Source organism: Streptomyces sp. NPDC086519 (genome assembly GCF_040686075.1).
GTDB classification, from domain to species: domain Bacteria; phylum Actinomycetota; class Actinomycetes; order Streptomycetales; family Streptomycetaceae; genus Streptomyces; species Streptomyces shenzhenensis.
Genome location: NZ_JBFBJL010000015.1, coordinates 36780 through 52591 on the forward strand (window position 1 = coordinate 36780; position 15812 = coordinate 52591).

At 75.0% G+C, this 15812-nt stretch carries 10 protein-coding genes; 6 read left to right on the forward strand and 4 right to left on the reverse strand.

Annotated features, from left to right (window positions below; genetic code table 11):
- Nucleotides 1-17: 17 nt before the first annotated feature.
- Nucleotides 18-2780, reverse strand: a complete 2763-nt coding sequence (locus AB0P24_RS16385; protein ID WP_365794393.1) for an AAA family ATPase — start codon at nucleotides 2778-2780, stop codon at nucleotides 18-20.
- Nucleotides 2781-3370: 590 nt separating this feature from the next.
- Between AB0P24_RS16385 and AB0P24_RS16390 the strand changes: the two genes are divergently transcribed.
- The 3 genes from AB0P24_RS16390 to AB0P24_RS16400 all read left to right on the forward strand — a co-directional run bounded on the left by AB0P24_RS16390 (nucleotide 3371) and on the right by AB0P24_RS16400 (nucleotide 8929).
- Entirely contained in the window at nucleotides 3371-6148 is a 2778-nt protein-coding gene (locus AB0P24_RS16390) for a LuxR family transcriptional regulator (protein WP_365794395.1), read from the forward strand.
- A 317-nt stretch (nucleotides 6149-6465) separates the two neighbouring features.
- Nucleotides 6466-7803, forward strand: coding sequence for a GAF domain-containing SpoIIE family protein phosphatase (locus AB0P24_RS16395; RefSeq protein WP_365794397.1), 1338 nt, complete (start codon nucleotides 6466-6468; stop codon nucleotides 7801-7803).
- Between the two features lie 103 nt (nucleotides 7804-7906).
- Nucleotides 7907-8929, forward strand: coding sequence for an MASE1 domain-containing protein (locus AB0P24_RS16400; protein WP_365794399.1), 1023 nt, complete (start codon nucleotides 7907-7909; stop codon nucleotides 8927-8929).
- A 42-nt stretch (nucleotides 8930-8971) separates the two neighbouring features.
- Here the strand turns inward: AB0P24_RS16400 and AB0P24_RS16405 are convergent, their stop codons facing one another.
- On the reverse strand, nucleotides 8972-10570 hold the full coding sequence (locus AB0P24_RS16405; protein ID WP_365794617.1) for an SDR family oxidoreductase: 1599 nt from the start codon (nucleotides 10568-10570) through the stop codon (nucleotides 8972-8974).
- Nucleotides 10571-11040: 470 nt separating this feature from the next.
- Nucleotides 11041-11673 (reverse strand): type III effector protein, encoded by a 633-nt coding sequence (locus tag AB0P24_RS16410; protein ID WP_365794401.1) that lies wholly within the window; start codon nucleotides 11671-11673, stop codon nucleotides 11041-11043.
- Between the two features lie 126 nt (nucleotides 11674-11799).
- Here AB0P24_RS16410 and AB0P24_RS16415 point away from each other — a divergent pair, with 126 nt between their 5' ends.
- The 3 genes from AB0P24_RS16415 (at nucleotide 11800) to AB0P24_RS16425 (ending at nucleotide 14816) form a co-directional block, all read left to right on the forward strand.
- Entirely contained in the window at nucleotides 11800-12231 is a 432-nt protein-coding gene (locus AB0P24_RS16415; RefSeq protein WP_365794403.1) for an Hsp20/alpha crystallin family protein, read from the forward strand.
- A gap of 425 nt (nucleotides 12232-12656) precedes the next feature.
- Complete coding sequence (locus AB0P24_RS16420) at nucleotides 12657-13094, forward strand: DUF2267 domain-containing protein (protein ID WP_365794405.1); 438 nt, start codon at nucleotides 12657-12659, stop codon at nucleotides 13092-13094.
- 453 nt (nucleotides 13095-13547) lie between these two features.
- Nucleotides 13548-14816, forward strand: a complete 1269-nt coding sequence (locus AB0P24_RS16425; RefSeq protein ID WP_365794407.1) for an MFS transporter — start codon at nucleotides 13548-13550, stop codon at nucleotides 14814-14816.
- A gap of 49 nt (nucleotides 14817-14865) precedes the next feature.
- Here AB0P24_RS16425 and AB0P24_RS16430 read toward each other — a convergent pair whose 3' ends face one another.
- Complete coding sequence (locus AB0P24_RS16430) at nucleotides 14866-15774, reverse strand: LysR family transcriptional regulator (protein ID WP_365794409.1); 909 nt, start codon at nucleotides 15772-15774, stop codon at nucleotides 14866-14868.
- Nucleotides 15775-15812 lie beyond the last annotated feature (38 nt).

The window sequence follows — 15812 nt, forward strand, 5'->3', positions numbered from 1 at the left end:
CCGTCCCTCGGACGCCGTCACCGGCCCTGCACCAGGTCTCGGAGCTGATGGCGGCTGCTGATGCCGAGCTTGGGATACACGTTGTACAGGTGCGAGCCGACGGTGCGCGGCGAGAGGAAGAGCCGTTCACCGATCTCACGGTTGGACAGGCCGCGCGCGACCAGCTGGACGATCTGCTGCTGCTGCGCGGTCAGTTGCTCCAGCAGACCCGCGTCCGCCGGGGCGGGGGCCGCGCCGCTGGCGCGCAGTTCGGTGCCGGCGGCGGCCGCGAGGGCGCCGGCGCCGAGGCGTTCGGCGGTCTCCAGGACCGTGGTCAGCTGCTGGCGCGCCTCCAGGGTACGGCGGCAGCGGCGCAGCCAGATGGCGTAGTTGAGGCGGACGTGGGCGCACTCCCACGGCCAGCGGTTCGCTCCGTGGTTGACGAGCGCGAGCTGGAAGTGCTGCTCGGCCTCGCGGTCCGGGCCGACCAGGGCGGTGGCGTGGTGCAGCAGCAGCGTCATCCGGGTGCTGGGGCGGTCGCCCTGCTCCGCCAGGACCCGTTCCAGGATCGGCAGCGCCTCGGCCGACCGGCCGGTGCGCTGGGCGGTGACGGCGAGTTCGGCGACGGCCCGCGCGGACAGGCAGGGGTGCAGGGGCGCGCCGTCGGCGGTGAACAAGTCGCGCAGCTGCCGCCAGGCGTCCTCCATGTCCCCGCGCGTGAGGGAGGCGAGGCCGCGGGCGCGCAGCAGCCGGGCGTGGGTGGCCCGGTTCTCGTCCAGGGAGACGGCCCGCCATACGGAGGGGGTGAACCAGGGCTCGGACGGCAGGGTGCCGCGCAGCGCCCGTACGGTCAGGGCCTGCGTCTCCAGATCGGCCCGCAGCCGTGGCAGGCGCAGCACCGTGGCCTCCGTGAGGGCGTCCTCGATCACGCTCCCGGCCTCGGCGAACCGCCCGGAGGCCAGCAGCGTGTCCACCAGCGGCGGCACCGACCAGCCGCGCAGCCCGAAGGCGCGGGCGCCGCGCAGCCGCTCGTCGGCGGTACGGGTCTGCCCCAGGTCCACGTCCGCCTCGTCCGCCTGGTGGGCGACCGCGGCGAGGACGGCGCGGGCGGCCGACGCGTCGGGGGCGCCGGGCGTCGGGCCGGGGCCTGGCGGGGCGCCGGTGGACGGGGCGGACCGCGGCCGGGTGACCGCGGTGACCAGTGCGGCCAGGGTCCGGGGGTGCGGGGTGTCCAGCCGGGCCAGTGGTCCGGCCGTGGCGGGCCGCCACCGCCCGGAAGCGTCGGCGTGCCGGGCCCGGTCGAGCAGCGTGGGCAGGGCCGCCGTGTGCTCCGGCAGCCCGGACTGGACGGCGATGCCCGTCGCCAGGCCGGCCAGGGCGAGCGCGAGGGTCCGGTCGACGACGGGAAAGTGCTCAGCGGCGTCGACGAGCAGCTCGAAGGCCTGGCGCTGGGCGGACTCGTGGGACAGGACGGAGGCCAGGGCACCGGCCGCGGCACAGACGAACTCGGGTTCGCCGCCTTCCTGGACGAGCCGTTCGTGCAGCTCACGGACCCAGCCCGGGTCGCCCGCAGCATGGGCCGCCGCCAGGGCCTCGGCCAGCCGGCGGGCGCGCTCCGGCGGCTGCGGGCTGAGCCGGGCCGCCTGCTCCAGGGCGCGTGCGGCCTCCACCGCGTCCCCGCGCCGCCAGGCGGAGGCCTCCAGGGCGGCGGCGACCGACGCGTCGGCGCCCACGGTGGCGGCGGCCAGGTGCCGGGCCCGGACCTCGGGCAGCACGGCGACCCTGGCGAGCTCCCGGTGCGCCTGCTGCCGCTCGCCGGCCGGGCGCCTGAGGTAGGCGGCCGAGCGGGCCAGCGGATGCCGGAAGTCGAAGCGGTCCTCGGCCAGCGCGATCAGCCCGGCCGCCTCCGCGGGCGCCCACACCGCCAGCTCGTCGGTGCCGAGGGCGGCCATCACGGTGGCGACGGTCTCCCCGGGTCCGGCGGCCGCCGCGTACAGCAGGGCCCGGCGGGTGGCGGCGGGAAGGGCGTCGACCCGTACGCCGAAGACGTGCGCGTGCCGTACCGCTTCGGCGGGGCCCGGCGCACCGCGGCCCAGTTCCACGAGGGCCAGCGGGTTGCCCTCGGCCTCGGCGAGGATCTCCAGCCGGTGCCGGCCGGTGGGCGCGGCCGGCTGACGGTCGAGGAGGGCGGCGGCCGAGGTGGCGCTCAGCGGGCCCAGCCGCAGGGGTTCGGTGCCCGGCGGCGGAGTGGGCAGGGCGGTCTCGTGGCGTGCGGCGAGCAGCACGGTCAGGGCGCGGCCGGTCAGCTGGCGGACCGCGGCGAACAGCGCCTCCGGGAAGGCCCGGCCGCACAGGTCGGCGTCGTCCACGCACACCAGCACCGGCCGGGACGCGGCGAGCCGGTCCAGCAGCGCCGTCACTGCCGTGTGCAGCTCGGCCTCGTCCGCCGGGTCGTCCGCTCCCGGTACGGCCGTCAGCGCCCGTTGCTGCGCGGCGGGCAGGGCGGCCAGCTCGTCCCGCACCGGCGGCGTCAGCAGTTGGCGCAGACAGGCGTGCGCATGCCGCGGGTCCTCGGCCCAGCCCTGGGCGGCCAGTACCAGCACGCCGTCGACGGCGGCCCGCTCCCGGACGTGCCGGAGCAGCGTGGTACGCCCGGTCCCCTCCTCACCGAGGAGCAGCAGGGTCTGGGCGGCGCCGGGCTCCCGCGCCACGCACCGCAGAATCCGCCCGATCTCGCCGTCCCGGCCCAGAACTCCGACGCCGTCGCCGGTCGTGGACTGCTGGGATGGGTGGACCGTCATGCACGTACTCCCCGGGCGGTGCGCTTTTTGCCTGGCCAGGGCCATCATCGCGGAGACCGGGGAGGCCCGCTTCTGTCACATGACCAGTCACCGCCGCTTATGGCCCGGCCCGTTCGCCTCCGGTCCTGTCACGCCGGCCCCCGCGGACTCCGGCCCGGTGGCTCCGCCTCCGGCGCCGCTTCTGACAGTTCGCCGACGGCACCGGTCCCGTCGGCTCGCACGTGGCCGGCCCGCGGTTCTGCCCGGTGGGCTCGGCCACGGCTCCCAGCCCCCCGGCACACCCACGGCCCTGCCCCCTCGGCACACCCATGGCCCCCCTCTCGGCCCCATCTGGGGTTCTGCCCCCTCGGCACACCCATGGCCCCCTCTCGCTCCACCCGGGGCCCTGCCCCCTCGGCACACCCATGGCCTCCCTCTCGGCCCCATCTGGGGTTCTGCCCCCGGCACACCCACGGCCCCCCTCTCGCCCCACCCGGGGCCCTGCCCCACCGGCCCGACCGCGGCCCCCTCTCGCCCCGGCTGCGGTTCTCGTCCTGCCGTAGACCACTGGCAGGATTGTCGTATCAGCGGCTCGACGACAAGGACGGTTCATGCGCGCCGGCACCACCGACCACCCCTTCGATCCGGGCATCCTGGGACGGGCCGCCGAGCTGGGGCGCCTGGACCGGCTGCTCGGGGCGGTGGACGGCGGCGGCCCGCAGGTGCTGGTGCTGAGCGGGGAGCCGGGGGCGGGCAAGAGCACCCTCGTCGACTGGGCGGCCGAGCGGGGCCGGGCCCGGGGGCTCGGGATCCTGCGGGTGCGCGGCAGCGAGGGCGAGGCGGGGCTGGGGCTGTCGGGTGTGCACCAGTTGCTGCATCCGCTGCTGCCCGGCGAGGGCCTGCCCGCAGGGCAACGGGAGGCCCTGGACCGCGCCTTCGGACCGGAGGCGGCGCAGTACGAGCTGAAACTCGATCAGCTGTCCCTGTGCGTCAGCGTGCTCGGGCTCATCACCGAGGCCGCCGCGCGCCGGCCGCTGCTCCTGCTGGTGGACGACGCCCAGTGGCTGGACCTCGGCTCGGTGGACGTGCTGGCCTTCCTCGCCCGGCGTGTCGAGGGCCGGCCGGTGGTGCTGCTGCTGGCCGCCCGCGAGGACGGCGTACCAGCCCGCTTCGACCGGGTCTTCCCGCAGGTCACCGTGGGTCCGCTGAGCCGCACCGCGGCCGGGCAGCTGCTGGACGCGCAGCCGGATCCGCCGCGCGGCAAGGCACGGGCCGAGATCCTCCAGCAGGCGGCCGGCAATCCGCTGGCCCTGATCGAGCTGCCCCGCGCCCTGGCCCGGGGCCGGACCGGCGACATGGGGGTCGGCGGGGCGGGGGGCGCCACACTGCCGCTCACCGCACGCCTGGAGAACCTGTTCGCCGCCGACCTGCCAGGCCTGCCGGCGCCCACCAGGGCGGCGCTGCTCCTGGTGGCCGCGGCCGGCCCGGCCCGGCTGACCGATCTCATACGGGCCGCCCCCGAGCTGGACGTCGTATCGGCGCTGGACCCCGCCGAACGCGCCGGCCTGGTGCGGGTGGCGGACGGCGCGGTGCAGCTGCGGCACCCGCTGGTGCGCTCGGCCGTCTACCACGCGGCCTCCTTCCACGAGCGTCGGCAGGCCCATCTCGCCCTGGCCGCCGCGCTGGCCGAGGAGCCGGACCGCCGGGCCTGGCATCTGGCCGCCGCCGCGACCGGCCAGGACGCGGAGGTGGCCGACGCCCTGGCGGAGAGCGCCGAACGGGCCCGGGGCCGGGGCGGCTACGCGGCGGCCGCGACCGCGCTGGAACGCGCCGCCGAGCTGACCCCGGCGCCGGAGCTGCGAGCCCGGCGCCTGCTGACGGCCGCGCAGGCGGCGATGTTCGCCGGTCATCCGCAGTGGGTGAGCGAGCTGAGCGGCCGGGTCGGCCAGCTGACCGAGGATCCCCGGCTGCGCGCCGAGGCCTCGCTGCTGGGCGGCTGGGCGCTCGGCGTGACGCTCCGTCACGAGGACGCGCTGACACTCCTGTTGGGCGTCGCCGAAGCCACCGCCGCCTCGGCTCCCGGCCTCGCCCTCGGCGCCCTGAGCACCGCCGCGACGTCCGTCTACAACTCCGGCACACCGCACTACCGCGCCGAACTCGACCGGATCGGCGGCCTGATCGACAGCGACGGGGAGCCCGCCGCCCGTGCCTGGGTGCGGGCGGTCGCTGATCCCGTTCACGAACGGCCGCTTCTGTCACGGCACTTGGCGGAGGGGATGGCCACCCTGGCGCAGGACGAGTCCCTCGGCAACCTCACGGCGCTGGGCGGCACGGCGTGGATCCTGGACGAGACCGAGCAGGCCGTGCGTGTCCTCGGGCGGACCATGGACCTCCTGCGGCGGTCCGGCAGCGCGGGCACGAACGCGACCGTGACCCAGGCGCTCGCCCTCGCCCTGTTCGAGAACGGCTCGTGGACGGCCGCCGGGAAAGCGGCGGACGAGGCGTTCTGGATGGCGACGGAGGCGGGAGCGGACAACGTGACCGTGGGCGCCGGCATCCTGCGGGCCACCCTGTGCGCGCTCCAGGGCGACCCCGCGGCCGCCCGGACGCAGGCGATGCGGGCCGTACGCGGCATGGACCCGCGCAAGTCGCTGAGTCTCCAGGTCCGCCACCGGCATGCCATGGGCATGGCCGCGTTCGTCGCCGGCGACCACGTGGACGCGTACGAGCAGTTGCGCGCGACCTTCACCCGGGACTTCGGCCCGGCCCCCGTCCACTACCACGCCTCGCTCTACTACCTGGGCGACCTGGCGGCCGCGGCGGTCCGGGCCGGGCGGGCGGACGACGCGCGCACGGTGGTCGACGCCGTCGAGCGGGACCTGCGGCCCGACCCCTCCCCCCGCCTGGCGGCCGTGCTCCACCGGGCCACCGCCCTGCTGACGGACACCGACGACGCCGAGCGGCACTTCCACGCCGCCCTCGCCGACTCGGCCACCGACTGCTGGCCCTTCGAGAAGGCCCTCGCCCATCTCGACTTCGGCGAGTGGCTGCGCCGGCGCCGGCGCAGCGCGGAGGCCCGCCCGCACCTGAGCGCAGCCCTGGAGTGCTTCGAGCGCCTGGACGCCCGCCCCTGGACCGAGCGCGCGGCGGCGGAGCTACGGGCGGCGGGCGCGGCGACGGCCCCCGCCGCCCCCGCGGGCGAACTCACGCCGCAGGAACGCCAGATCGCCGAACTGGCCGCCCAGGGCCTGACCAACCGCGACATCGCGGCCCGCCTGTACCTCTCCCCCCGAACGGTCGGCTACCACCTGCACAAGATCTTCCCCAAGCTCGGCATCACGGCCAGAGCCCAGCTCCGGGACGCCCTCACGCAGGAGGAGCAGGGCTGACCCGGCCCTGCGGGAAGCCCGTGCTCGACCGGTCGCACAGGGCGTGGTGGTGCTCACCACTGCGGAGTCGGCGGTGTGCCGGAAGCTGTCCCCGGTGACGTCGCGCATGCGGTGAGGACGGAACGTTTTAGGATCCGATAAATACCCTTTATCCTGTTTATTCGTTCTCGCTGCGGCCACGGTGGTGGAGCAGGCACGCGCCAGGAGGCCGGAATGCACCGCTCGATCGTGTGGGCGGACCCGACGACGTCGACGCGCGGTGACGGTCGTCGGCCGAAGGGGCCCGCGACCCGGCCTCGCGCCGCCGGACCGTCGTGATGACGGGAATCGGAGGAGGAGAGCACGCGGGGGAGCCCCACCTCTCCGACCTGCACCTGCGCCTGCGCGCCGAGCTGGGCCGGATCGACGAGCAGCTGCGCTCCCTGCTGACCGCCATGGACCGGCTGCAGAGCCTGCTGGAAGCGGTGGTGGCCATCAGCCGGGAGGTCGAGCTCCCGGCGGTGCTGCACCGTATCGTGACCACCGCCATGGAGCTGGTGGGCGCCCGTTACGGGGCGCTGGGAGTGCTCGACGAGTCAGGAGACCGCCTGGCGCAGTTCATCACCGCCGGTCTGTCCGAACACCAACGCGCCGCTCTGGCCGAGACCGGCTTCCCTCGCGGCCTGGGGGTCCTCGGGCACCTGATCCACCACCCCGAGCCGCTGCGGGTGGCTCACATCCAGACTCATCCGGCGTCCGTCGGATTCCCGCCCGGTCACCCGCGCATGCACACCCTGCTCGGCGTCGCCATCAGCGTGCGCGGCGAGGTCTACGGCGACCTCTACCTCACCGAGCGGCGCGACGGAAAGCCCTTCGACGCCCACGACGAGGGCGTGCTCGTCGCCCTCGCAGGCGCGGCCGGCATCGCGATCGAGAACGTCCGCCTGTTCGAGCGGGTGCGCGCCGGAGCCGAGCAGTTCCAGCGCCTGCTGCTGCCCAAGCTGCCCGACCTGCGGCCCTTCACGGCCGCAGCCGTCTACCGGCCCGCCGCCGAGCCCAGTCGGCTCGGCGGGGACTGGTACGACGCCGTCCCGCTGCCCGGCAACGTCGTGGCGGTCGTCATCGGCGACGTGGTGGGGCACGACATCAGGGCCGCGGCCGCCATGGCCTCCGTCCGCAACATGCTGCGCGCGTTGCTGTTCGAAGGCGGCGGCCCGCCCGGCGCGGTTCTCGCCCAGCTCGATCGCACCCTGCACGCCATCACCGACAATCCCGTCACCACCACGACCCTGGCCCGCATCGAACCGGACGGGCCGGGCTGGCGGCTGAGATGGAGCAGCGCGGGGCACGTCCCGCCGCTGCTCATCACCCCCGGGCACGGAGCGGAGTACCTGTTCGTCGAGCCCGGGCTGCCGCTCGGGGTCGACTGCGAACAACCACGCCCCGACCACTCCCGGTTCGTGCCCCCGGGCGCCACCCTGGTCTTCTTCACGGACGGGCTGATCGAGCGCCCGGACCGGTCCATCGACGCGAGCCTCGACGACCTCACCGGCCTCGCCACCGCGTACGCCGATCTGCCCCTGCCGGAGTTCGTCCAGGCACTGGCCGACCACCACCCGAGCGACGGTCACGACGACATGGCCGTGCTCGCCCTGCGCGTCCCGCCCGCCGGATGACCCCGGCGGCTCGGCCGAACGCCCAGCTCATCGGTGCCGTGGAGGATTCGGGGGATCCGGCGGATGATGGACCGAGGGGCGATGTCGATGCGGAGGTCGCCCGATGACTGTCGCGCGGCGTGCCCGGCTCCGGCGCGGTGGTGTGGCTGTCCTGGACGTCTGTGTCGTCGCCGCGCTCTACTACGGCTCGGCCAGACTGGGGCTCCTGCAGCCACTGGTGCGCCGCCAGGTCACTCCTCTGTGGCCGCCCACCGGTGTCGCGGTTGCGGGCCTGCTGCTGCGCGGCCCACGGGTCTGGCCCGGGATCGCGCTCGGCGCGCTCCTGACCAACGTCTCCCTCGGGCCGTCGGGCTGGGCCGTACTCGTGATCGCGACGGGAAACACAGCCGCGCCCGTCTGCTCGTACCTGCTGCTCCGCCGTACGGGATTCCGTTCGGAACTGGACCGTCGGCGCGACGTGCTCGCGCTGATCTTCCTCGGCGCGTTCGCCGGGACGCTGATCAGCGCGACGACGGGCACCGCGACCCTGGCTCTCTCGGGTGCGCTGACCGTCGGCCGCTTCTGGCCCACCTGGTGGGTCTGGTGGACCGGCGACGCGATGGGCGTCCTGGTGGTGACGCCGGTCCTGCTCATGCTGCGCTCGGCACGATGGCCGAAGAACGCTCCGGCGGCCCGCTGGGCGGAGGCGCTGCTGCTCGTCGTGGCCACCTACGGCGTGGGTCTCCTGGAGACCAGCAGGACACCCCTCCTGTTCCTCGGCTTCCCCTTGCTGATCTGGGCGGCCTTCCGCTTCCAGCTGGCCGGGGCGGCGCCCTGCGCGCTGGCCGTGTCGACCTTCGCGGTCCTCTCCGCCATCCGGGGCGCCGGCCCGTTCGCCGGTCACGACCTGCTGACCCAGATGATCACCCTGCAGGCGTTCAACGGTTCCTCCTCGCTCACCGCGCTGCTCGTCGCGGCGGCCGTCAGCGAGCGCAACGCGACCCAGAAAGAGATCGCGCGAGCCTGCGCCCAGCTCGCCGGCATGGTGGCCAAGGTCACCGCGGTCGGCCACCACACCCTGCCCCCCGACGCCGCGCGCACCAGGAACGACGGGAAACCCGGCGAACGCCCCAGCAGCCCACCGTGACCAGCCGCCGCCCTGGCCCCCGGGCCGTTCAGGCAGTCGGTCTCAGCTGCCCGCCGGGGGAGGACGGCGGTCGGCCCGGACGGCACTGTCGTCCGCGGCCGGGACGGGCCCGGAGGGGCTGCCGGGTCCGCCCGCGGTGTCCCGCTGCCGCGTGCGTTCGGCGGCGCGGACGATGTTGCGGGCCATGCCGCCGAAGACGATCGCGTGAAGGGGCGACACGCTCCACCAGTAGAGCTGGCCGAACAGCCCGCGCGGGTGGAACAGGGCCCGCTGCCGGTAACGCGCGCCGCCGGCCCCCTCCTCCTCGACGCTCATCTCCAGCCAGGCCAGGCCCGGCAGCCGCATCTCGGCGCGCAGCCGCAGCAGCCGCCCGCGCTCGATCTCCTCCACCCGCCAGAAGTCCAGTGAGTCACCGACCCGCAGCCGCCGGGCGTCCCGTCGTCCCCGGCGCAGGCCCACCCCGCCGACGAGGCGGTCGAGCCAGCCGCGTACCGCCCAGGCCAGCGGGAAGGAGTACCAGCCGTTCTCACCGCCGATGCCCTCGACCACCTCCCACAGTGCGTCGGGAGCCACCTCGGCGTGGCGTTCGCGTACGTCGGTGTAGAGGCTGCCGCCGGCCCACTCCGGGTCGGTGGGCAGCGGGTCGCTGGGAGCACCCGGCACGGAGGCGGAGGACCAGCGGGTGACGACCTGGGCGTCCCGCACGCGCTGGAGCGCGAGGGAGACGGCGCGGTCGAATCCGACCGGGTGGCCCGGCGGACTGGGCACGTACCGCTCGATGTCCCGCTCCCGGCACACCACCTCGTGGCGCAGCGACTCCGTCAGCGGGCGGGCGACGGCGGCGGGCACGGGGGTCACCAGGCCGACCCAGTGACTGGACAGGCCGGGCGTGAGCACCGGCACGGGCACGATGAGCCGCCGGGGCAGCCCGGCGACGGCGGCGTACCGCCGCATCATCTCCAGGTAGGTGAGCACCTCGGGGCCGCCGATGTCGAAGGCGCGGCTGACGTCGGGCGGCAGGTCGGCGCACCCCACCAGGATGCGCAGCACGTCCCGTACGGCGATCGGCTGGATGCGGGTGTGCACCCAGCGCGGCGTGACCATCACCGGCAGCCGCTCGGTCAGGTAGCGCAGCATCTCGAAGCTGACCGAGCCGGAGCCGATGATGACAGCGGCCCGCAGGACGGCCGTCGGCACACCCGAGCCGAGGAGGATACGCCCCACTTCGGCACGGGAGCGCAGGTGCGGCGACAGTTCCCGCTCGGGCACGCCGGCCGGGGTCAGCCCGCCCAGGTAGATCAGGCGGCCGACGCCGGCCCTGCGGGCCTGCTCGCCGAAGACCCGGGCCGCCTGCCGGTCGGTGCGCTCGAAGTCGCCGCCGGCGCCGAGCGCGTGCACCAGGTAGTAGGCGACATCGACGCCCTCCATCGCCGCCGCCACCGAGCCCGCGTCGGCGACGTCGCCCCGGACGACCTCGACCCGCCCGGCCCACGGCAGGTCACGCAGCTTGCGGGGGGTGCGCACCAGGCAGCGCACCCGGTATCCGGCGTCCAGCAGTTCCGGCACCAGCCGCCCGCCGATGTACCCGCTGGCACCGGTCACCAGACAGGTCCTCGGATCCGTGGCAGCGGTTCCGTCCACGTTCGCCGTCCCGGCCGTCTCGTCCGCCACGCCAACCGCCTCAGTCGTCGTCCGTGCGCCCCGGCGCTCCTCGCCTCACTACCTCTACGGTGCGGTCCGCCCGTCCGGATGCGCCGGGTGACTGCGGCATCCGGGTTACGCAGAGCACTTCGCGGATCGCGGGGCGGCCGGCGCGAACGCCTGACGCCGCGGCCCGGAACGGCTGCGCACGGTACTTGTACCGGGGGCTTGAAGGGGGGCTTGTACGGGGGTTTGGACGGGGGCTTGTGGGGGCGGCGCCGCGCAGGTGGCCGAGGGCACCGGGACGGCCTTCGACGCGATGCGCTCCGGCCGGGCGGCGAGCGGCGGAGCCGGCTGCGCGCCTGCTCCGCCCAAGGCCGGCACGGCGTCGTCCGCGCACCCCACCGACCAGCCCCACCGACCAGCCCCGCCGCCCTGCGGCGGTGTCCCCGGCGATGCCCGTGGGCGGGTCAGGGGGCGATGAGCGTGTCGAGTTGTGCGGCGAGGTCGGGGTGGGTGGCGGTGAGGTGGGGGCGGGTGGCGTGGAGGGGGTGGATGAGGTCGGCGGGGTCGTCGTGGGCGAGGGCCGCGTGGAGATGGCTGAGGGGGAGGCGGGCGGCGTCCGGCAGGTCGGTGAGGGCGGTGATCTGGCCGGCGATGCGGCGCAGGTCGGCCGCGTTGCGGCGGGCCCGGACGGCGGTGGTGCGTTCGGCGGCGCGGCGTTCCCGGGTGGCCTGGACGCGCTGTTCGCCGGTGGTTCCGGCCGGGCCGGGACGGCCGCGCAGGTAGCGGCGTTCGGCGGCCTGGCGGCTGGCGACGCCGAGGGGGTGGGCGAGGTCGGCCCAGCTGGCTCCGGCGTCCCGGGCCGTCTCGATCAGGCCGGTCTCCCATCCGGCGAGCCGCTCGCGCACCTGCCGCAGCAGGAGGAGGGAGGCCAGTGCCCGGTCCGGGCCGACCTCGTGATCCTCGGCAGTGGCGGGGACCTCGTGGCGGGCGGCGCGCAGGGCGTCGTCGATGGCCTCCAGGGCTGTCGCGGCGGCGAAGAACGACGCCGGGCTGTTCGCGTCGGCGCTGGGTGAAGCCGGCTGGTCGGCCGGGGTCATGGGCACCTCCCTCGGGTTGTCATCCTTTTGACGACACCGTGTTTGTCATCCATTGGATGACATGTTACAACGGTTTCAGTGAGGCGCATTGGCAGTCACTGCCCGAACTCCTGGAGGTGTTTTCCGATGTTGATGCGCACTGACCCCTTCCGCGAGCTCGACCGGCTGGCGCAGCAGCTGATGGTCCCCGGCACCTGGTCGCGGCCGTCCCCGATGCCCATGGACGCCTACCGCGAGGGTGACCAGTACGTGGTGGCCTTCGACATCCCCGGCGTCACCCCGGACGCGATCGACATCGACGTCGAGCGGAACATGCTGACCGTCAAGGCCGAGCGCAGGCCGGCGGCGAAGGCCGAGGGCACGCAGATGGAGCTGTCGGAGCGGCCGCTGGGCGTCTTCTCCCGCCAGCTGGTGCTGGCCGACACGCTCGACACCGAGCACATCGAGGCCGACTACGACGCGGGAGTGCTCACCCTGCGCATTCCGATCGCCGAGCGCGCCAAGCCTCGCAAGATCGCCATCGGCGTCGGCTCCGACCGCAAGGAGATCTCCGGCTGAGCCGGACGGACAGGGGCTGAACAGCGGCGGAGGGCGGGAAACCGATCTCCCCCTCGCCCGCCCTCCGCGCCCCGAGGACCGCGGCAGGCCGGCGGCGGCCGACCCCGGCAGGGAGCTGAGCGCGTGGCCCGCAGGACGGCCGCCCTGCCGGGTGCGGACCCGGTCGGCGAGGCAGGCCCCCACCGGACGGCGCACCTGCCGGAAGGCACCGCCCGTCGCGGGGCGCCGAGCCGCTGACCCCGGAGCGGTTCTGCGGGCCGCCGCAGGACCCGCATCGAGGACGCGACCGAGCAGACCGCCCACGGGCCGGGCCGCCGGCGCCGTCCTCCTGCTGCTCTTCGGCCGCCCCCGGCCCACCCGACCACCCACCCCCGGTGACCGCACACCGGCACCACGACCCTGGTGACAGAAAGGCAACCACCGCAGTGATGTCCGAACGCCGCGCACCGTTCCAGCAGTCCCACGGGACGGCGTACGAGCAGATGCTGGAGAAGGTCCGCTACGAAGGCGCCTACCCCACCCGCGAGAAGGCCGAGGAAGCCGTCCGCCTGGTCCTCGCAGGGCTGGGACGCCAGCTGACCGGCGACGTACGCGCCGAACTGGCCGCCCGCCTGCCCTTCGAAGCCGCACGCATCCTCACCACCCAGATCCCCGACTCCCAGCCGCTCACCGGCTGGGCCTTCGTCAAGGACCTCGCCGCCCGCACCGGCGCCTCGCAGGCCACGACCCGCTGGGACACCGGTTCCGTCCTGTCCGCCGTCGCGACCTGTGCCGGCCCCGACCTGATCACCCGCGTCCTTCACCAGCTCCCCGCCGGCTACGCGCTGCTGTTCGGCCGCGCCGAACTCACCCCCGCCGCGTAGACGGCGACGACGCGCGGGCGCGGGGCGGACGCGAGACGGCCTCGGCGTCACCGCCCGCCCCGCACCCCTCCCCCAACGCGTCGGCATCCGCAGGCCCGTGTTCACTCACCGTCCCTCACGGTCGCTCCCACGGCGACGGCCTGCAACAGTCGGGTGAGGCGCGGTTCGACGTCGGGGGCGACGGGCTCCCACCGGAAGCTCAGGGCGTGGAGCTTCGCGAGCGTGGGGTCCCGGGACGCGCGGGTCCGCGCTCATCAACGGCGTGGATGACGCGGATACGCGATTCGGATCGCGCCGAGGATGGCGGCACGCGACATGACCGCCCATAGTCGTCCCTACCCGCCCGCCGACGTCCGGACGAGCCCCCGGCGCGCGGCCGCCCCCGGCATGCCGTGCGCCCACTCGCGCCGGTGACAGGCATGCCCGCTCCGTACCCCGCCCTCTGGAGTCGTCATGCCCGGTTCCGTTCCGCCGCCGTCCGCCACCGAGGTCGACGCCGCCGCCCCGCCCCCCGTGGCCGTCTCCGGCCCGGCCCATCTCCTGCGGGTCACCCTGCTGATGGCGGGCAGTTGCCTGCCGATCCTCGGGGCGGTGCTGATCGCCCCCGTGCTGCCGAAGATGCAGGACCACTTCGCCTCCGTGCCGGGCGCCAAGGCGCTGGTGCCGCTCGCGCTGACCGTGCCGGCCCTGGCGCTGGCCGTGCTGGCCCCGTTCGCCGGGGTGATCGTGGACCGGCTGGGCCGCAAGCGGCTGCTGGTCGTGGCGACCCTGCTGTACGCCGTGTTCGGCACGGCCCCGCTCTGGCTGGACTCGCTCGGCGCGATCATCGCCAGCCGCGCCCTGGTCGGGGTGGCCGAGGCCGCGATCATGACGTGCTGCACCACGCTGATCGGCGACTACTACTCGGGGCAGCGGCGGGTGCGGTACCTCTCCCTGCAAACCATGTGCGCGTCCGCGTCGGCCACGGCCTTCTTCGTGCTCGGCGGCGCGGCCGGATCGGCCGGCTGGCGTGTGCCGTTCTTCGTGTATGCCGTGAGTCTGGTGCTGGCCCCGCTGATGGCGACGGCGCTGCCGAGCCCGGCCCCCCGCGCGGCGGCGGTCCGGACGCCGCGCGAAGGGGCCCGACGCCCCTTCCCCTGGCGGCAGTTGGGCGGGATCTGCGCCCTGACCTTCTTCGGGGCGATGGTCTTCTACACGGTCCCGGTCGAGATGTCGTACCTGCTCGACGACCTCGGGGTGAAGAACTCCGGGGTGATCGGACTGGCCACGGCGATCGCCAGCGCGGCGACGGTGGGCGGGGCGGTCGCCTTCGCCCGCCTGGGGCGCTCGCCGGACCCGCTGGTACCGGCGGTCCTGGCGGTGTGCGCGGTGGGCTTCGGGCTGATGTTCCTGGCGGGCAACGCGCCGCTGCTGGTCGCCGGGGCGGTCGTCAACTGCGTCGGCACGGGGATGCTGCTGCCCGCTCTGCTGACCAGCGCGATGTCCCGACTCGCCTTCGCGGACCGCGGCCGCGGCACCGGGCTGTGGATGGCGGCCTTCTTCGGCGGTGAGTTCGCGTGCCCGCTGGTGCTGCTCGCGGGAGAGGCCGCGGTGGGGAGTCTGGCGGGGGCGGTGGGGGTGCTCGGGCTGGCCGCGGCCCTGGTCGCCGGCGGGTTGTGGACGGCCGCCCGGCGGCGGGGAGAGGCGGTCGGTCCGCGGCCTTCGCCGGAACAGGTGGCGTGACCGCTGCTCTGACTGCCGACGGCGCCCACCCGCGCCCACCCAGGGGGTGTCACTTCTCCGCGAGCGACGCCCCCACCTCCGCCGCCTTCTGCCGCAGCCAGATGTGGGCCGCGTCCTGCGCATGCACCGGATGCCACCACATGGCCTCCTGCACGGGTACGGCCTCGAAGGGACACGGCAGGACCCGCACCGCCGCCGAGCGCACCGCCCTGCGTGCCAGCCGTTCCTGGATCATCGCCACCCGCCGCGTGCCCTCCACCATGTGGGGCAGGAGCTGGAAGGTCTGCACCGAGACCTCCACCCGGGGGCTGATGCCGATCATGCTGAGCTGGCGGGCGACCGGGGCGTCGTAGGGGCGCTGGTAGACCGCCCAGGGCAGCCGGGCCAACTGGTCGAGGCTGAGTTCGTCGCCTGCGTCGGGGTGGTCGTCGGCGACCATGCACAGCCAGCGGTCGCTGAAGAGGTCGACGGCGGGCAGGCCGTCGATGACGCCGTGCGGCATCAGCAGTCCGTCGACGGTGCTCAGCACGGTCGCCGTGTTCTCCACCACCGAGGGTGCCGGGTGCTGAAAGGTGAGCCGGATACCGGGCGCCTCCTCATGCAGCGCACGGGCGAGTGCCGCCCCGAAGACAGCCGCGCCGTAGTCGGAGGCGAGCAGCGTGAACTCGCGGGTCTCGGCGGCCGGGTCGAAGTCGGCCTGGCTGGAGAAGACCCGTTCCAGCAGGTCGCACGCGGTGGCACTGCGGTCGCGCAGGGCCACGCCGAGCGGGGTCAGTTCGTAGACGTTGCCGGTGCGGGCGAGCAGTTCGTCGTCGAAGTGGCGGCGCAGCCGTGCCAGCGCGGCGCTCATGGCGGGCTGGCTCAGCCCGACCCGCTCCCCGGCCCGCGTGACGTTGCGTTCCTCCAGCAGCGCGCGCAGGGCGAGGACCAGATTGAGGTCGAGTCGGGACAGGTTCACCGGGCACCACCTGGCAGGTCAGAGATATCCATCGGATG